The sequence below is a fragment of the Pseudomonas sp. R3-52-08 genome (assembly GCF_003851745.1).
Lineage (GTDB): Bacteria > Pseudomonadota > Gammaproteobacteria > Pseudomonadales > Pseudomonadaceae > Aquipseudomonas.
The window spans coordinates 4,033,341-4,049,723 of the sequence record NZ_CP027730.1; the positions used below are offsets into that span (position 1 = coordinate 4,033,341).

Annotated in this window: 10 protein-coding genes and 1 tRNA gene; 3 read left to right on the forward strand and 8 right to left on the reverse strand. The window is 60.5% G+C overall.

Annotated features, from left to right (window positions below; translation table 11 throughout):
- Positions 1-6: 6 nt before the first annotated feature.
- A tRNA-Asn gene (locus C4J91_RS18570) sits at positions 7-82 on the reverse strand.
- 54 nt (positions 83-136) lie between these two features.
- Positions 137-1,039, reverse strand: a complete 903-nt coding sequence (locus tag C4J91_RS18575) for a LysR family transcriptional regulator (protein ID WP_124363667.1) — start codon at positions 1,037-1,039, stop codon at positions 137-139.
- A 99-nt stretch (positions 1,040-1,138) separates the two neighbouring features.
- Between C4J91_RS18575 and lldD the strand changes: the two genes are divergently transcribed.
- Together lldD and C4J91_RS18585 are read left to right on the forward strand one after the other, a co-directional pair.
- The gene (gene lldD, locus C4J91_RS18580) at positions 1,139-2,293 is read left to right on the forward strand and encodes an FMN-dependent L-lactate dehydrogenase LldD (protein ID WP_124363668.1); all 1,155 of its coding nucleotides are present in this window, start codon (positions 1,139-1,141) and stop codon (positions 2,291-2,293) included.
- Between the two features lie 286 nt (positions 2,294-2,579).
- Positions 2,580-3,506, forward strand: coding sequence for a GGDEF domain-containing protein (locus C4J91_RS18585; protein ID WP_124363669.1), 927 nt, complete (start codon positions 2,580-2,582; stop codon positions 3,504-3,506).
- A gap of 21 nt (positions 3,507-3,527) precedes the next feature.
- Here the strand turns inward: C4J91_RS18585 and C4J91_RS18590 are convergent, their stop codons facing one another.
- From C4J91_RS18590 to C4J91_RS18615, 6 genes are all read right to left on the reverse strand, one after another.
- Positions 3,528-4,301: a TenA family transcriptional regulator gene (locus C4J91_RS18590; RefSeq protein WP_372238315.1), complete on the reverse strand. Its 774-nt coding sequence runs from the start codon at positions 4,299-4,301 to the stop codon at positions 3,528-3,530.
- A gap of 76 nt (positions 4,302-4,377) precedes the next feature.
- Positions 4,378-6,840, reverse strand: coding sequence for an EAL domain-containing protein (locus C4J91_RS18595; RefSeq protein WP_124363671.1), 2,463 nt, complete (start codon positions 6,838-6,840; stop codon positions 4,378-4,380).
- Between the two features lie 71 nt (positions 6,841-6,911).
- Entirely contained in the window at positions 6,912-8,729 is a 1,818-nt protein-coding gene (locus C4J91_RS18600) for an ABC transporter ATP-binding protein (protein WP_124363672.1), read from the reverse strand.
- Complete coding sequence (locus C4J91_RS18605) at positions 8,722-9,357, reverse strand: DsbA family protein (protein ID WP_124363673.1); 636 nt, start codon at positions 9,355-9,357, stop codon at positions 8,722-8,724. The genes C4J91_RS18600 and C4J91_RS18605 overlap by 8 nt, the downstream gene beginning before the upstream one ends.
- A gap of 3 nt (positions 9,358-9,360) precedes the next feature.
- The gene (locus C4J91_RS18610) at positions 9,361-10,302 is read right to left on the reverse strand and encodes a rhodanese-related sulfurtransferase (RefSeq protein WP_124363674.1); all 942 of its coding nucleotides are present in this window, start codon (positions 10,300-10,302) and stop codon (positions 9,361-9,363) included.
- Positions 10,303-10,454: 152 nt separating this feature from the next.
- Positions 10,455-13,361, reverse strand: a complete 2,907-nt coding sequence (locus tag C4J91_RS18615; protein WP_124363675.1) for an RHS repeat-associated core domain-containing protein — start codon at positions 13,359-13,361, stop codon at positions 10,455-10,457.
- Positions 13,362-13,554: 193 nt separating this feature from the next.
- Between C4J91_RS18615 and C4J91_RS18620 the strand changes: the two genes are divergently transcribed.
- Complete coding sequence (locus C4J91_RS18620; RefSeq protein WP_124363676.1) at positions 13,555-16,383, forward strand: Tc toxin subunit A; 2,829 nt, start codon at positions 13,555-13,557, stop codon at positions 16,381-16,383.

The window sequence follows — 16,383 nt, forward strand, 5'->3', positions numbered from 1 at the left end:
TCTATCTGGCTCCACGACCTGGACTCGAACCAGGGACCCAATGATTAACAGTCATTTGCTCTACCAACTGAGCTATCGCGGAATGCGCCGTATGTTACTGATTAAAAAGAAGAAGTCAAGCCTCCTCTGACGTGTGTCACAACGTGGCGGGATGACTGGTCGAAACCGCCTGCTCCCTGGCCAGTTCCAGCCAGGCGCGCGCAGCGGGTGGTAAGTGGGCACTGGCGCGCCAAGCCAGGGCGATATGCCAGTCAGTGTGGGGCTCGTCCAAGGGGATCAATGCGATGCCGGCGTGTTGGTGTGTGTGCGCCAGCATCCGTGGCAGGAAGGCGACGCCCAGGCCGGCGGTGACCAGGTCGACGATAAAGTCGATCTGCCCGCTACGAGCAGTCACCTTTGGCACTACGCCCTTGCGTTCGCAGGCGGCGATGATTTTCGCGTTGAGGGCGAAACCGGCTTCGAACAGGATGAACGGCGAGTCTGCCAGGTCGGTGAAGTCGATGCGTTCGCGGCGCGCCAATGGGTGGCTGACAGGTAATACGGCGATCAACGGTTCGTTGCGTACAGGCTGGTAGTCGAAGCCTTCATCCACCGGCAGCAGCAGGGCCGCCAGGTCAACCTCCCCGGCTTCCAGGCATTCGCGTAATTTTTTGCTGCCGTATTCGGTGAGTTCGATGTCGATGTCGGGGTAGCGCGTGCGGTAGGTGGCGAACATTGTCGCAAACAGTACGCCGCAACCTACCGGTGGCAGACCGATGCGCAGCACGCCGCGCTTGAGACCGCGCAGGTCGTTGATCTCCACCACCAGGTCATTGTGTTCGGCAAGCAGCACCAGGGCGCGGCGGTAGGTAATTTCGCCGGCGGCGGTGAGTTCGTTCTTGTGGCCAAGACGATTGAGCAGCGGTGTGCCCAACTCCTCTTCGAGGGTCTTGACCGCCTTGCTGACCGTGGACTGGGTCAGGGATACCACCTCGGCCGCCTGGGAAAAACCGCCCTGGCGCACCACTTCGACAAACGCTCGCAGGGTTCGCAGATTCATCAGTATTCCTTTTGCGACTGGATTACAGCGATAAAAGTTGTTTTTATCATGCCATAACTTTGCTTATCGTGGGCCACTTTGCCGAGTGGAGCCCATGCCATGATTATTTCGTCCGCCTCCGATTACCGTGCTGCCGCCAAGCGCAAGTTACCGCGCTTTTTGTTCGACTATATCGATGGCGGCGCCTATGCCGAACACACCCTGCGCGCCAATAGCTCGGACCTGGCAGAGATCAGCCTGCGCCAGCGCATCTTGCGCAATGTCGACAACCTGAGTTTGAAGACCTCGCTATTTGGCCAGGAACTGGCCATGCCGGTCATCCTCAGCCCGGTCGGCTTGACGGGCATGTATGCACGACGTGGTGAAGTGCAAGCGGCCAAGGCGGCGGCGAACGCAGGTGTGCCCTTCTGCCTGTCGACGGTGTCGGTATGCCCGATCGAGGAAGTCGCCTCGCAAAGCCCGCAGTCAATCTGGTTCCAGCTGTATGTGCTCAAGGATCGCGGCTTTATGCGCAATGCCTTGGAGCGGGCGCAGGCGGCAGGCGTGACGACACTGGTGTTCACCGTTGACATGCCAACCCCCGGCGCGCGTTACCGTGATGCGCATTCGGGCATGTCCGGGCCGTATGCGGCGCAACGGCGGATATTGCAGGCCGTGACTAAGCCGCAGTGGGCGTTCGATGTGGGCTTGATGGGCCGCCCCCACGACCTCGGCAATATTTCCAGGTACCTGGGCAAACCCACGCACCTGGAAGACTACATCGGCTGGCTGGCCACCAACTTCGACCCGTCGATCAGTTGGAAAGACCTGGAGTGGATCCGCGACTTCTGGAAGGGCCCGATGATCATCAAAGGCATCCTGGACCCGCAGGATGCCAAGGATGCCGTAAGTTTCGGCGCCGACGGCATCGTGGTCTCCAACCATGGCGGCCGCCAGCTCGATGGCGTGCTGTCGACCGCCAAAGCGTTGCCGCCGATTGCCGAGGCCGTTGGCGATGACCTCACCGTGCTGGTGGATTCCGGCATTCGTTCCGGGCTCGACGTAGTGCGCATGCTCGCGCTCGGCGCCAAAGCCTGCCTGCTGGGGCGCTCTGCAGTGTATGCGCTGGCCGCCGATGGCCAGCACGGCGTGGAAAACCTGCTGGAGATTTTCGCCAAGGAAATGCGCGTCGCCATGACGCTGACAGGGGTCACTTCCATCGCGCAGATTGACCGTTCTACGTTGGTAACCCCCTCTTCAAACATTCAATATTAGTCAGAGAAATGACGCGACTGTTTGTCGACGGTTTTCATGAAAAATCAGTTCATTGATTTATATAGGTATTTATTAATTCAAACGATTGGCACGAATCTGGCTCTAACCCACTCACGCAGGTCAAGCGATGACAAGACGTGTGGCAGTGCCCTGGGCTTATAACCCGGCGTAAAGCGGTCTAAACTGTTTCCAATGTTTTACGGAACTGAAGGAACAGTAAGACGCTTGGCACTTGCCACTCTCATCCCGCCTGTAAGACAGTCATGTGCTTAGAGGCCGCCTACGTATGAAAACACCGACCCAGACCAACGCAATTGACTTTGACAGTGCCAAATTGCAACGCCTGGGGTTTGGTCAGCCGTCCCTTCGCCCCCATCGCCCCGCCACCCTCGGTCAGCTTCGCCAGCAACTGAACCAGCAATTGCAGACCAGCCTGGAACCGGAACGCATCCTCGGCTTGTTCTTCCGTGAAGTGCAACGCCTGGTGCCGCTGGACGCGCTGCAATACCGCTACGCCATCAGCGACCTGCGCCTGGAGTTCGGCCATCGCGGCCATCATTCGGTGAGCTACACCTTGAGCCATGAGGGCGAGCACTTGGGTGAGCTGGTGTTCCGTCGCAACCAACGCTTCCTCGAAGAGGAACTGGGCCAGCTCGAGTCCCTGCTCGCAACGTTGCTTTACCCAATGCGCAACGCCCTGCTCTACCGCGCCGCCACCCGCAGTGCCCTGCGCGATCCTTTGACCGAAACCGGCAACCGCGTGGCCATGGACCAGACCCTGCAACGGGAAATTGACATGGCTCGGCGCCATATGCACCCGCTGTCCCTGTTGATGCTGGACATCGATCACTTCAAGAAGATCAATGACACCCATGGTCATGCCGCCGGCGACAGCGTATTGCGCGCCGTGGCCGCAGCGATCAAAAGCCAGTTGCGCAACGTGGACATGGTGTTTCGATTCGGCGGGGAAGAATTTCTGATCCTGCTCTCCAACACCGGGCGCGATGCGGCGCGGATGGTCGGCGAGCGCCTGCGCCAGGCGGCACAAGCCCATGATTACTGGGTGGAGGGTACGCGGGTCGACTTGACGGTAAGCCTTGGCTGTTCGACGTTATTGGCGGCCGAGTCGGCGGAAAGCCTGCTGCGCCGGGCCGACAATGCCTTGTACGTGGCCAAGCGCGAAGGCCGCAACCGCTTGGCAATGGCGGGGTAAAACCCCGCCATCACGGGTGCATCACGCCTCGCTGGCGACGCGCGCCTGGCGCTCACGAACGAGTACGGGCGCCTTTTCTTTCTCTTGTTCCAGGCGCATGCAGCTTTCCAGGAACAGGTACATATAGTCGTAGCTCTTGCACACCGCCTGGCGCAACTCCACCTGCAGGGCCTTGCTCGGGTTCGTGCCGGCCAGTGTGCAGATGATTTCCAGGGCTTCCCAAGGGTGCGCGTCATCATACTGGGCGTGCATCTTCAGCCACTTCATCGCGCGCTTGCGTTCTTCCTCCGGGAAGGCGGCAGCATACACGCCGGTGGAACAGACCACGGCAGACCACTCGCCAGTGGCGCCCTCGATGGCGTAGTTGGTGGCGGCAATCGCAACGATCAACGAATCCGCCGAACTGGTGTGCCAACACCAATGACTCAATGCGTGCAACTCCGGTGGCACATCCTGTGCTTGCAGCTCTTCAAGACTGACGCCGTGGGCACGTGCCCAATGCACCCAATAATCGGCGTGGTTCAATTCCACGCGGATATTGCGCATCAGCCAACGACGCGCCATGTCCTCCCCCGGATGGCGGGCAAATTTGGTCTTGGTGAGGTTCTGTGCCATGTACAAGGCGAACTGCTCCACCACGGGCCAGCCACCGATCAGGTAGTGGCGCATGGTCTTGGCGCTGAGCGTGTTATCGCGCATGCGTTGGTACAGTTCGTGTTCGACAACCCGACGCTTGCTCTCGCTACAGTCCTGGATCAATTGCTGCGCCCAGGCGGGGTAACTCGAGGCTTCCATAAGCGGGCCGGTTCTGTTGAAGGTGTCGATCACTGTAGGGCTCCTTTTTAAGTGTGATGTACAGACCAGCAAAGTTTCAGCGGAATGTGCCGGGCGCCTTGAATAACAGGGGCTGCGGCCGCGCAGGTCGGCATTGCAGGCTATCGAAGGTAAACAATTGCGGACGTTCAATCAGATAGCCCTGAGCGTAGTCCACGCCTATCTCAAGTAATGCCTGTTCGATCTGCGACGTTTCAACAAACTCGGCGATAGTGCGCTTACCCATCACATGGCCTATGTGATTGATCACTTCGACCATGGCGCGGTTAATCGGGTCGTCCAGCATATCCTTTACGAAACTTCCATCGATCTTCAGGAAGTCTACAGGTAAATGTTTGAGATAGGCGAACGAGGACATTCCGGCACAAAAGTCATCCAGGGAAAAATGGCAACCTAACGCTTTGAGTTCATTAATAAAACGAATGGCACTGCCTAAATTGGCGATAGCGCTTGTCTCGGTTATTTCAAAACAAATCATTTCCGGAGGGATGTTGTAAGTGCCGAATTTCTCACGTAAAAAACCAAGAAAATCGTCATCGCCAATGGTTATTCCTGACAGATTAATCGCACACATGGCCATAGGTCGGCCCGGACGCTCGTGCATGCAACGCGCAATGATCTTGAAGACGTTCTCCACCACCCACCGGTCCAGGGAAGTCATCAAGCCGTAACGCTCGGCCGCCGGAATAAAACTGTCGGGCAGAATGATTCGCCCCGCCTCGTCGTGCAGCCGCAGGAGAATTTCGATGTGCCCATTGCCCGCTTCGGTATGGCCCAGAGGCGAGATTTCCTGGGAGTACAGGCAAAACCGATTCTCTTCCAACGCCATGTGCAAGCGCTGTACCCAGGCCATTTCACCAAAGCGCAGGGACAGCTCCGAGTCATCGGCGTGATACACCTGCACCCGGTTACGCCCCTTTTCCTTGGCCATGTAGCACGCCATATCGGCGGCGCGCAGGGACGTTTCCAGGGTGGTCGGGGTGTGTGAGATATGCACCAGGCCGATGCTGACGGTGGTCATGAACGGCCGGCCCTTCCACACGAAATGCAGGTTCTGCACGGTGTGACGCAGGCTCTCGGCGATCTTCTCGGCCACCGGCGCCGGGCAATTCTCCAGGAGGATGCCGAACTCATCGCCGCCCAGCCGCGCCAGGGTATCGCCTTCGCGCAAGTCCGATTGCAGCAACGCACAAATGTGTCGCAGCAACTCGTCGCCCGCAGCGTGGCCGCAGGTGTCATTGACCAGCTTGAACTGGTCCAGGTCGAGAAACATCAAGGCATGGCGGCCGTTTTGCTGGCGCGCTACCTGCTGCAGCACCTGCTCCAGGCGGTATTCGAATTCACGGCGATTGGCCAGGCCGGTCAGGGCGTCATGGGTCGCCTGCCAGGACAGGTTGGCGATGTACTGGCGCTCCTGGGTCATGTCATGCAGCACCAGCACCGCGCCACTGACCTTGCCGGCGCTGCGAATCGGCGCGCCCACCAGGGTCACGGAAACGGTGCTGCCGTCCAGGCGCTGGATCAACTTGGAATGTTCACTGCCGCCACTGAGTTCGCCCTTGATGATGTGCTCGATCAGGGTGAAGCCGTCCGGCTCGGCGTTTTCATCCAGCAACTTGAACAACGCCGCCAGCGGCAGGCCCTGGGCCTGGGCCGACTGCCAGTGGGTCAGCGCTTCGGCGGCGGGGTTCATGTAGGCAATCGCACCGTCCACGTCGGTGGTGATGACGCCATCGCCAATCGACTCCAGGGTAATCTGCGCCCGCTCCTTCTCCGCCTGCAGGGCATTGGCAAACGCGTGACGCTGGGCCAGCAACTTGTGCGTGCGCAGCAGCGCCAGCACGATCAGCCCCAGGGCCGTGGCCAAATTGGTGATCAACAACAGGCGCAGGATCATCCGCGACCCTTCACCCAGGGCATCACTGAACGCCTTGGCCGCCGGTGTCACACCTTCGTTGATGGCCGTGATGCGCGCCTTCCACAGGCGCACATCGTCAGCATTGACCCGATCAGCAGCAACGGCGCCATGCATTGCCTGGGCGAGGTCGTCCAGCTGCAACAAGTAGCCGTCGCCCACCGTCCAGAGTTCGATGGCTTTTTCCAGGTAACTGAAATGGCGGAAGTTGAGGTACAGCCAGATCAGGCTGGAGACGTCGTCGGGGTGGTTGCCACCCTTGATGATGCCCTGGCGTGCGGCGGGGATATCCGGGGTGGGACGGTCCAGCGCAACGCGCAATTCATGCCCGCCCTGGGGCACGGCAATCGCTTGCTGATATTTGAGGTAAGTGGCGGCTTCGCGGTTATCGGCGTAAAGGGTCAGGTAGTAGATGGCGTCCTTCTGGCCCTTGGACCACAGACTTTCGCCAGCCACATAGCCACGCACCGCCGAGAGCACGTAGAGACTGACGCAGCCTAACAATGCCTGGAACAGCACGACGGCAATGAAGGGCCAGACAATGCCCAGCAACCGTGGCGTTCCGAGAGTCCGCTTTTGCTTCATGAAGTCCCTTGCACATGCACAGCTCAATACGCACGCGAAAATCCGCTCCCGATCGCACAACCCAAGCCAAATCACCGCACTTGTTGCAAGTGTCCATACAATTTGGCGTACAGCCCCCCGTCGGCAATCAATTGCTGATGGTCGCCATCCTCGGCGATACGCCCGCCATCGAACACCAACACCCGATCCGCCTGTTTCACCGCTGAAAGGCGGTGGGCGATGATCAGTGTAGTACGCCCGCTGAGAAACCGCGCCAGTGCCTGGTGCAGGTTGTACTCGGTGGCCGCGTCCAGCGCCGAGGTGGCTTCATCCAGGATCACCACCTTGGGCTCGGCCAGCACCATGCGCGCGATGGCCAGGCGTTGCCGCTGGCCGCCGGAAAAGCGCACGCCAGAGCGACCCACTATGCTGTCCAGGCCCAACGGCAATGCCTTGACGGTCGCCTCCAGCTGGGCTATTTCCAGTGCCTGCCAGCACGCCTGATCCGTACGCTCGCGGCCCATTGTCAGGTTGGCGCGCACGGTATCGTTGAACAGTGCCGGGTGTTGCAGCACCACCGCGACGTTTTCGCGAATGGTCGCCAGGCCGATGTCCTGCTGGGTCGCGCCGCCGAAACGGATGCTGCCGGCCTGGGGTGTGTAGAGGCCCAGCAACAGTTGCACCAGGGTACTTTTGCCGCCGCCGCTGGCGCCGACAATCGCCACCTTCTCTCCCGGTGCGATGGCCAGGTTCAATTGGTCGAGCACCAGGTCATCGCCGTAGCCGAAGTCCAGGCCGCGCACGTCGATGCCAACGGTTGCACGCCCGGTGAACGGATCGGTACCCCCGGCGTACTGCGGCTCGTCGGCGCGGGCCAGCAGCTCGTTGATGCGCGTCAACGCGCCGCCTGCCGCGTAGTAGGCATATTGCAGGTTCAGCAATTGCTCCACCGGGCCGATCATGAACCACAGGTAGCTGAACACCGCCAGCATCTGGCCGATGGACAGGTCGGAAAACAGCACGGTGAGCATCGCCGCTGCGCGAAAAATGTCGATGCCGAACTGGAACAGCAAGCCACTGGCACGGCTGGACGCGTCGGTCTTCCATTGCGAGTGAATGGCGTAGTCGCGCACTTCCTGGGCACGCTGGCCCAGACGCCCGAGGAAAAAGCCCTGGCGGTTGCCGGCGCGCACTTCCTGGATGGCGTCCAGGGTTTCGGTCAGCGCCTGGGTGAAGCGCGAGGTGCTGTCGTTTTCCAGTTTCTTCAAGTGTTTGACGCGCTTGCCCAACTGCACCGTGGCGTAGATCACCAGCGGGTTGAACAGCAGGATCAACAGCGCCAGTTGCCAGTGCATCCACACCAGGATGGCCGAGGTGCCAACCAGGGTCAGCATCGCCACCAGAAAGCGGCTGAGGGTTTCGCCGACGAATTTGTCCAGTGTGTCCAGGTCGGTGACCAAGTGGGTGGTCACCGTGCCGCTGCCCAGGCTTTCGTATTCGCCGAGGGAGATGCGCTTGAGCCGCTCGATCAGCCGCACGCGGATGCGGTAGACGATGTCCTTGGCCAATCGCGCAAACAGCCGCGCCTGCACCACGTTGAACACCAGCGCGCCGCAGCGCAGGGCCAGGGTGATCACCAGCATCAGGCCGATATAACCGGCGGCCTGCTGCCAGCCCAGCGGCAAGGCGTGGTTCATCACCTTGAGCGCGGCATCGCCACGGCCCAACAGCACTTCGTCGACCAACAGCGGTAACAGCAACGGGATGGGTACGCTGCACAAGGTCGCGAGCACGGCCACGCTGTTGGCGATCCACAGGGATTTCCTGTGGCGCAGGGCCAGGCGGCGAATTTCCGCCCAGGTCAGGCGGTCGGTGCGCTTGGGTTCAGGCGTGTCGGGCTGATCATGCACAGGTGGCGCGCTCCAGCCATCGCCCCAGCAATGGCGACAATTCGGACAAGGGCTGGTAGCCATTGGTCAGCAGCGCCAACTGGCCATTGCGCTCGGCCAGCAAGGTAGGGAAGCCTGCGATGCCCAGGTCCTGTACCCAGGTGAAATCGGCGGCCGTGGCGGCGTGCTGTTCGGCGCGGTCGAACTCGCCGGCAAACTCGATACGCGGAATACCGGCCTGCTCGGCCAGTTCCACCAGCACATGGGCAGAGGTGACGTCGCGGCCTTCTACATAGAACGCGTGCTGGATCAGCCCAAGCAGCTTCCAGGCGCAATCGGGCGCCAGGCTGCGCGCCGTGACGATGGCGCGGCACGCAGGCTCGGTGTCATAGACAAAACCATCGGGCAGCGCGCCTTCGCGCTTGAACGGCTGGCCGGTGGCGTCAGTCACCGCCTGCCAGTGCTCGAGGATATAGCGCCGGGTGTTCGGCTCCAGCGCCGCGCCGCTGCCGGTGCGCAAGCCACCCACCACCAGGTGCAACTCCACACCGCTCGCCCGGGCCTGCTCAACCAGCGCCTGCGCCACTGGGGAAAAGCCCCAGCACCAGGAACACATCGGGTCCATCACATAGAGCAGGCGCGCGGGCATGGTTCAAGCCTCGGAAGGGGTTTGCTTGTAGTTGAAGCCAATCGGGTGCGGCATGTTGCGGGCCTTGGCCAGTTCGATCTGCTTTTGCCGGTCGATGGCGCTGCGACGGGTTTTCTCCGGCAGCTTATCCCAGCAATGCGGGCAACTGATGCCGGCCACGTAGTGCTCGGACGCGCGGTCTTCTACGCTGACCGGTGTGCGGCAGGCATGACATTGATCGTAGTCGCCTTCGCTCAAGTCGTGGCGCACCGTCACGCGATTGTCGAAAACAAAGCAGTCGCCCTGCCACTTGGTCTCTTCCTGCGGCACTTCTTCGAGGTATTTGAGGATGCCGCCCTTGAGATGATAGACCTCGTCGAAGCCTTCACTGAGCATAAAGCTCGAGGCTTTCTCGCAGCGAATGCCACCGGTGCAGAACATGGCGACTTTCTTGTGCCTGGCCGGGTCGAAGTTGGCTTTGATGTAGTCGGGGAATTCGCGAAAACTGGTGGTTTTCGGGTCGATCGCGCCTTCAAAGGTGCCAATCGACACTTCGTAGTCGTTGCGGGTGTCGATCAACAGCACTTCGGGGTCGCTGATCAGCGCGTTCCAGTCTTTTGGATCGACGTAGGTGCCGACCTGCTTGTTCGGGTCGACGCCGTCGACGCCCAGGGTCACGATTTCTTTCTTGAGCTTGACCTTGGTGCGGTAGAACGGCTGCTCGTCGCAGTACGACTCTTTGTGGTCGATGTCGTCCATGCGTGGATCGTTCTTCAGCCAGGCCATCAGGCCATCGATGCCTTCGCGGCTACCGGAAACAGTGCCGTTGATGCCTTCCTCGGCGATCAGCAACGTGCCTTTGATGCCGTTGTCGACCATCGCCTGCAACAGTGGCTCGCGCAGGGCGACGTAATCTTCAAGGGTGACGAACTTGTACAGTGCCGCCACGACGATAGGTTGGGTCATGGGTGTTCTCTCCAGGTGGTTACCCTCGTAAGGGGTGAACCGGATAAAAAAACGCGCCGGCCAGGCGGCGCGGCGCGCATTCTAGCAAAACCACGCCGCCGCATCGACACACAGCCGCTGATATTGCCTCAACATCCTGGCGGCGATCGGCTTCAGCGGTGTGGGTTGCGTACGCCCTCCACTCGGTACTTCTGGCCGCCGAGGTGTTTGAACATCAAACGATAGGCACTGCGACCACGAGAAGCGGCGTAACCGTGCAAGTCAGCAGACCACAGTTGATCTCTGTGGAGATGCCAATGAACCGCGCCAAAACGCCCTTCCCGCAAATGACTGAGGGTAAGGGCGATACTGCGGTCCTCGCGGCTCGACGAACTGATATCTCCAAGCACCTCGGTATTGATCTGCATCCGTGGAGCAGCGCCTCTTATCGCCCTCGGCGCCCTCATCGGCAGTTGGGCCTGCGCTTGCCGACCACCGCGTGCGCGACTGGAACCGGCAACCTGTGTCGTCGCCCCCACCTCGAACGTGCTTGCCCCCGCCGGCTGACCGCTCGCGGCAGCGGACTCACGCCCTGGTCTTCGCAGCAGTACCGCGCCATAGCCCATGCGTTTCAACTCAGGCATCGGGTTACGACTGTCCATCAGTATGCCCTCGACGCCCGCCGATTCACCCACAGGCCCCGCATAGCCATAGATGTCCCCTTCCGATGCATTGAGGTAAAGGGACATGCCTCCCTCGGCAGGGCGGCGTGCATAGGCAAAATTCACCAGCCGCTCCGTTTCTTCGTGACTCAACCGCGCCCGCTGCGCCAACTTGATCGCCATCTCCGAAATATCCCTGGCGAATTGTTCTTCCACTTGTTCCGCAGCCCTTGCCACGGCCTGCGGTTGCATTTGCAGATAGGCATTCAGGCGACTGGTGCCAAACAGTACACCGCCCACCAGAGCCCCGATGGAAGCCCCCACCGTCGCATTCCCAAGCAGCGCCCCCACGCCCAGGCCCAGCAAGACCAAAAGCAGGAGGATTACAGTACCGCCCTGTATTTGGGTATTTTCCACATCGGCTGGCAGCAGCCCCATTGAATCAACGAATGTCATCGGGTTGTTGAACGCCATGAAATAGGGATTCAACTCTGCCCCGCCCCCTAGGGGGTCGGGGTTTATCCAGCGCTGTAACCAAGGGGCGTAGTAGCGGAAACCGTAGTAATACAAGCCGCTGCTGTCCCGCTCTTTGCCTGAATATCGGCGCGTCTTGTAGCGACCCTCCACCTCGCTGCGCGATGCCCACCACGCCGTCCCTCCATAGGGAAAATAACTTTCCTGGCTCAATAACTCTGCCTGTTCGCCCAACTCCAGCCCATGACTCGATTGCTGATCCGTCAGGCAAAAACGCAGAGTTGCATCGGCTGCTCCCTCATCGAGCCCCAGCTCCCATTGCAAGACCTCAACCGTGCACCGCGCCACTTCAAGACGCACAACACTCAGCCGGCGCAACGGTCGATGGCGAATTTCCAGGCCTGGCAGGTAATACACACGCGCCGTCTGCCGGCTGCCGGCGACCTGCTGGTGCGTGAGCTTGAGCGCGCGCTGGCCGTCGCCTGCGTACACATAGGCCTCCTCATCCGGGTCCCCCTCCTCTCGCAGAATCGTCGTGACCTTGGTCAACTGATTACGCACGTTCCACGCCATCGGCAGGCCACGTCCCAGCTGTTGCTGATTGCCATTGGCATCAAAACCCTGCGCCCACTCGCCAACCGGATGCTCGCTCGACAACGCACGATTACTGCCAGTTGCGACCTGCATGTCGCGGGTATAGCCGACACCACTGGACGGCACATGACGCAGCCGGGTCAGGTTACCCCCCTCGTCATAGGCATAGTGCTGGGTATAGTTGCGCCATAAACCGGCGTCGGTCGAACCGAACGAAATACGCGCGGGCAGTGCCGGGCCGATGGCGGCGGCAGTACTTTCCCGGCCTGTGGCCTGGGTCAGTTGGTACAGCGAGTTGTACTCATAGCGACAGGAGGCAGCTACTTGCGTGTTGTGGCTCCACCTGGTCGGTTGTGCCTGATCCTGCAGGCTTGAAACATTTCCCACGGGATCATAGTCGTAGCTCAAATCCTGTAGCGGCGCCGCCCGCTCGTTTTTGCGGTACGCCATCAGCCGGCGCATACGGCCATCCTCGGCCCGATAGGTGGCCAGGCTACTCACGCCATTGCCCAGCAGGGCCGTCTCCACCTGGCCGGCGGCAGTGTAGACGTAGCCCTCTACCACGGTCTTGCGCGTACCACTCTTCAAGGTGAGGTGAATATTTTTCGCCTGCCCGTCCAGCCCATAGGCGAACTGTCGGGCATTGCCCTTGGCGTCGAGCTGTTCCACCGTGGCACCCAGGGCGTCAAACGCCCAGCGTGTGGTGTAAAGCTCAGGTTGCAGTTGCTGGTCCTGATCGGCCGGGGCAAGCGACCAGTCAACGGTGCCCGGGGCCTCGCGAAACCGCCGGGTTTGGCGCAGCACCTGCCCGGTCATCCCATAGGCGTCGAACACCTGCGTGCCCGCCGGATCGGCATGGCGTACCAGGCGGCCACTGCGGTTAAGTGCGCGGTGCTCAGGCGTTGGCGCGGCATACACCAGGCGTTCGACACACCGGAGTCGCGCTTCGTCGGCAGTTTGTTCGAACACCGCCACCGGACGCTGCAAGGTGTCGTAGTCGTGGCGCTGATAGGCACCGCGGCCGTCCCAGGCATGCAACAGCTGTCCCGAGGGCGCCGCCAGCATCAGCCGCATGCCGGCGTCCACATCGTTGCTGCGGATCAAGCTACCAGACAGGCTGTACACCGAGGCCTGATTGGCCTCGGTCAACGGTTCGCGCGATTTAAGGGTAGAAAGGCGCGGGTCCCACTGCTCAAGCAAAAGGCCGCTGGCCCCATAGACCTGACGCCTGACACGGGCCGTCGGCGCAGCCTGGGAGGTAGCGCACAGATAAGCGACGCTGCGCACGGTCAATCCACGGGGGTCGAAGGCCGCAAGCGAGGGCGTGTTTCGATGAAGTGAAGCAGACATGATCACATGACCTCAATTGCACAATGGTCAGCAAAGCCTAGGGTTCATGCCTGCACAGAGGTGGTATCGGTGTATGGATGCCTCAACCGGCGGGGGCCGACGATGCCTGTAAATAGCTATGCCTGGCCCCGTTAACCTGCGTGATAGCGTTTTTCATTGCCCGCCGGCCCCATCGGCAGGCGTGAAGGAACGTATGAATATGCAAGCCGACAGCAGCTCCTTGCTCGCTCAACTGATTGATCACGCACACCCTCCCGCCCCGGGTCGGGACGATTTCAACACCGCGCTGCAGCGCCTCGACATTCATTCGGTATTCGACATCGTGCGCCTCAGCGAAAAGGCCTTCGCAGAGCAACTGGCCACCTGCAACGATGACGATGCCCACGCGGTATACCGCAAGGCCAAGAGCGCTGCAGCGCAACTGGAAAGGTTGTTTCGCGAACAGCAGGTCTCGTCGCAGCGCCCTACCCTGCGCGCTAAACGCGATGTCGCCGCCGATACCGATGCCACCTACCAGGCCTTGTTCAACGAAAATCGCGAACAGTTCTGCGCCAACGCGTCCATTGCCGCAGTCGATTCGCCGGCTGCCTACCTGCGCACGCTGTATCTGTTCGCCCTGCAACTGGAACAGAATGCCAAGGGGGCCGACGTGCTCAAGCTGTCGGCCCGGCGTGCAGACCTCAAGGACCTGTTGATCGACCAACACAGCGTTACGGGCCAGGTGCCCATGTTGTCGATCATCAATCAGACCTTGCTCAGCAATATCGCAGACGCCAACGACGCCTACTCGCTGCTGAGCAACAGCTGGTACCCGTTTTCGCTGCCGTATCATTTCCACCACCAGCAATGCCGGCTGGGCTTGTCGGGCGACAAGCCGATGTTGGGTGAGTTGAACTATCGCATCAGTCGCCAGTTGCCCCTGGCGGGAGCAACCAGCACTTACGGGCAAGTCGTTACCCGCAACAATGAGGTGCAATGCCTGTTATCCGGGTTGAGCCCTGAACAACAGGCCCTGCTGAAAAGAGACTGGGTAACGGCGCAGGGCGCGCCAACCTTCTATCGCACGTACTTCAACTGGACGGCTGAAAAGGGGCCGGAAGACGTCACTGATTTCCTGCAGCATACGCAACTGGATGCCGAACAACTTCAAGCGTTGCTGGCACAACAGACACAAGCACCGCGCCAATCGCCAAACTGCAAACAGCCCACCGGCCTCACTTACGGTGCCTGTTACATCAACGGCGCGCTTGCATCTGCCCCCACACTCGCGATCAGCCTGAACAAAGACGCCCCCGCCAAGCTGGTCAACGTGAGCCTTGAACGCTTCGACAGGCTGCAACGGATGATTCGCCTGCAGCGCTGGCTCGGCCTGCCTTTCGCGCAACTGGACACGTTGCTGGTCAGCGCGATGCGCTGCGAAGGCGCCAGCAACCGCGCGCTGCTGATCACCCATAACACCCTTCGGGCGCTGGGGGTCTTTTGCTATCTGAGCAAGCGCTACAGCCTGCAAGCCGAAGAGTTTGCCGCCTGGCTCCATCAGTTGCCCGTTCACGGTTCGGGTGAGCGCGTGTCGTTGTTCGATCAGGTGTTCAACCGCGCGGGTTCGGCCCTGCCTGCGCTGTGTCTGGACGAGCAGGCATTCGACGCAACCACCCGGCAACAACTCTGCGCCGCGCTGGGCCTGCAAGACACCCAGGACTCGCTGCAACTGCTGATCGCCGATGAGCCCGAAACCCGCACGGTCGAGACCGTCAGCGCACTCTATCGGCAAGCGCGAATCGCTCGGCTGTTCGGCTTGTCGGTCATGGAATGCCAGCAACTGCTGCAGTTGCCCGGCGCGACGCCCTTTCTTGCGCAACTGCGTCACCCAACGCTGAGACGCAAGCCGAAGGGCGCGGCTGACTTTCTCGATATGCTCATGCACCTGGAATGGGCCAGCCGTTGGCTCAAGGAGAATGGCAACAGCCTGTCACTGTTAAGGCACCAGCTATTGCTCGATCAGCAGGTCCAGGACCCGGCCATCAACCTGCTGTTGAAAGAGTTCGCGGCCTACGATCAGGCTTCTCTCTCCAAACAGCTGAACCTGCTTGAACTTCCCCAGCAACCCGCTGATGAAGCAGTTCGCTTGCCCGCCGTGGACTGGGAAGCCCTGGCCCAGCAAGTACTGCAACGGATGCGCTCAAACACGAGCATTGAGGTGGCGGTCGAGGAAGCGCTGTCCGCCATTGCCATCAGCACGGACACTAATCGCACAACCTACTATATCGAGAGAGCCAAACCCAAGCTTCGCACCCTGATGGAGACGGTGCGTAATGAGTTCTGGGCGCTATATCTACGCCTCAAAGAGATCATCCGCGCCGTACCCCAGCTGCCAGGCGGTGCCAATGGTCATCAAAAATATGACCATCACAGCCATTTCCTGCGCCTGCACGCGCCTGCAGCCCCACCCCTGCATACCCTCGGCTATCTGATATTGCTTCTCCCCCACGCCGTCGATGTTCTGCAATTGCCGCTCAGCCGCCAGGCGCTTGATCAGTTTCTGATAAACCCGCACTGGCTGGACAGTGGCTATCAAGCGTCTTCGGTCCTTGAACTGACCCCGCACACCCTCTGCCTCATTCAGCAGTTCAACCATTGCATTGAGCGTTTTGGCCTGACGGAAGGACAAATTCTCGATTACTTCGGACAGGCCAACGCGCGGCCCAATCGCGCGGCACAACACAACACTGAAGAAACCAGCGAGCATCTCGCCCGACTTTTTGGCTGGAGTGCCAGCGAAATAACCGTCTTCAGCAGCCAACTGAACCCTCCACGCATTACCTCCATGGATCGCCTGGACTGGCTGCTGCGCTGCCGCCAAGCCAGCACCGCAACCGGCCTGTCGGCCACCCTGCTGATTGCAGCCAGCCAACTTGAAACCAACTCGACGTTCGCTCAATGGAAGGCCGTCGGTGAGGCGCTCACGAGTGCCCATGCCTCTCTCGTCAACACGCCTTTTCCTACCGACCTGCTCAAGGACTGA

Excerpts from the sequence above, each read along its gene's own strand:
- C4J91_RS18575 (WP_124363667.1), bottom strand. The coding sequence starts at position 1,039 with ATGAATCTGCGAACCCTGCGAGCGTTTGTCGAAGTGGTGCGCCAGGGC.
- lldD (WP_124363668.1), top strand. The coding sequence starts at position 1,139 with ATGATTATTTCGTCCGCCTCCGATTACCGTGCTGCCGCCAAGCGCAAG.
- C4J91_RS18585 (WP_124363669.1), top strand. The coding sequence starts at position 2,580 with ATGAAAACACCGACCCAGACCAACGCAATTGACTTTGACAGTGCCAAA.
- C4J91_RS18590 (WP_372238315.1), bottom strand. The coding sequence starts at position 4,301 with ATGGAAGCCTCGAGTTACCCCGCCTGGGCGCAGCAATTGATCCAGGAC.
- C4J91_RS18595 (WP_124363671.1), bottom strand. The coding sequence starts at position 6,840 with ATGAAGCAAAAGCGGACTCTCGGAACGCCACGGTTGCTGGGCATTGTC.
- C4J91_RS18605 (WP_124363673.1), bottom strand. The coding sequence starts at position 9,357 with ATGCCCGCGCGCCTGCTCTATGTGATGGACCCGATGTGTTCCTGGTGC.
- C4J91_RS18610 (WP_124363674.1), bottom strand. The coding sequence starts at position 10,302 with ATGACCCAACCTATCGTCGTGGCGGCACTGTACAAGTTCGTCACCCTT.
- C4J91_RS18615 (WP_124363675.1), bottom strand. The coding sequence starts at position 13,361 with ATGTCTGCTTCACTTCATCGAAACACGCCCTCGCTTGCGGCCTTCGAC.
- C4J91_RS18620 (WP_124363676.1), top strand. The coding sequence starts at position 13,555 with ATGAATATGCAAGCCGACAGCAGCTCCTTGCTCGCTCAACTGATTGAT.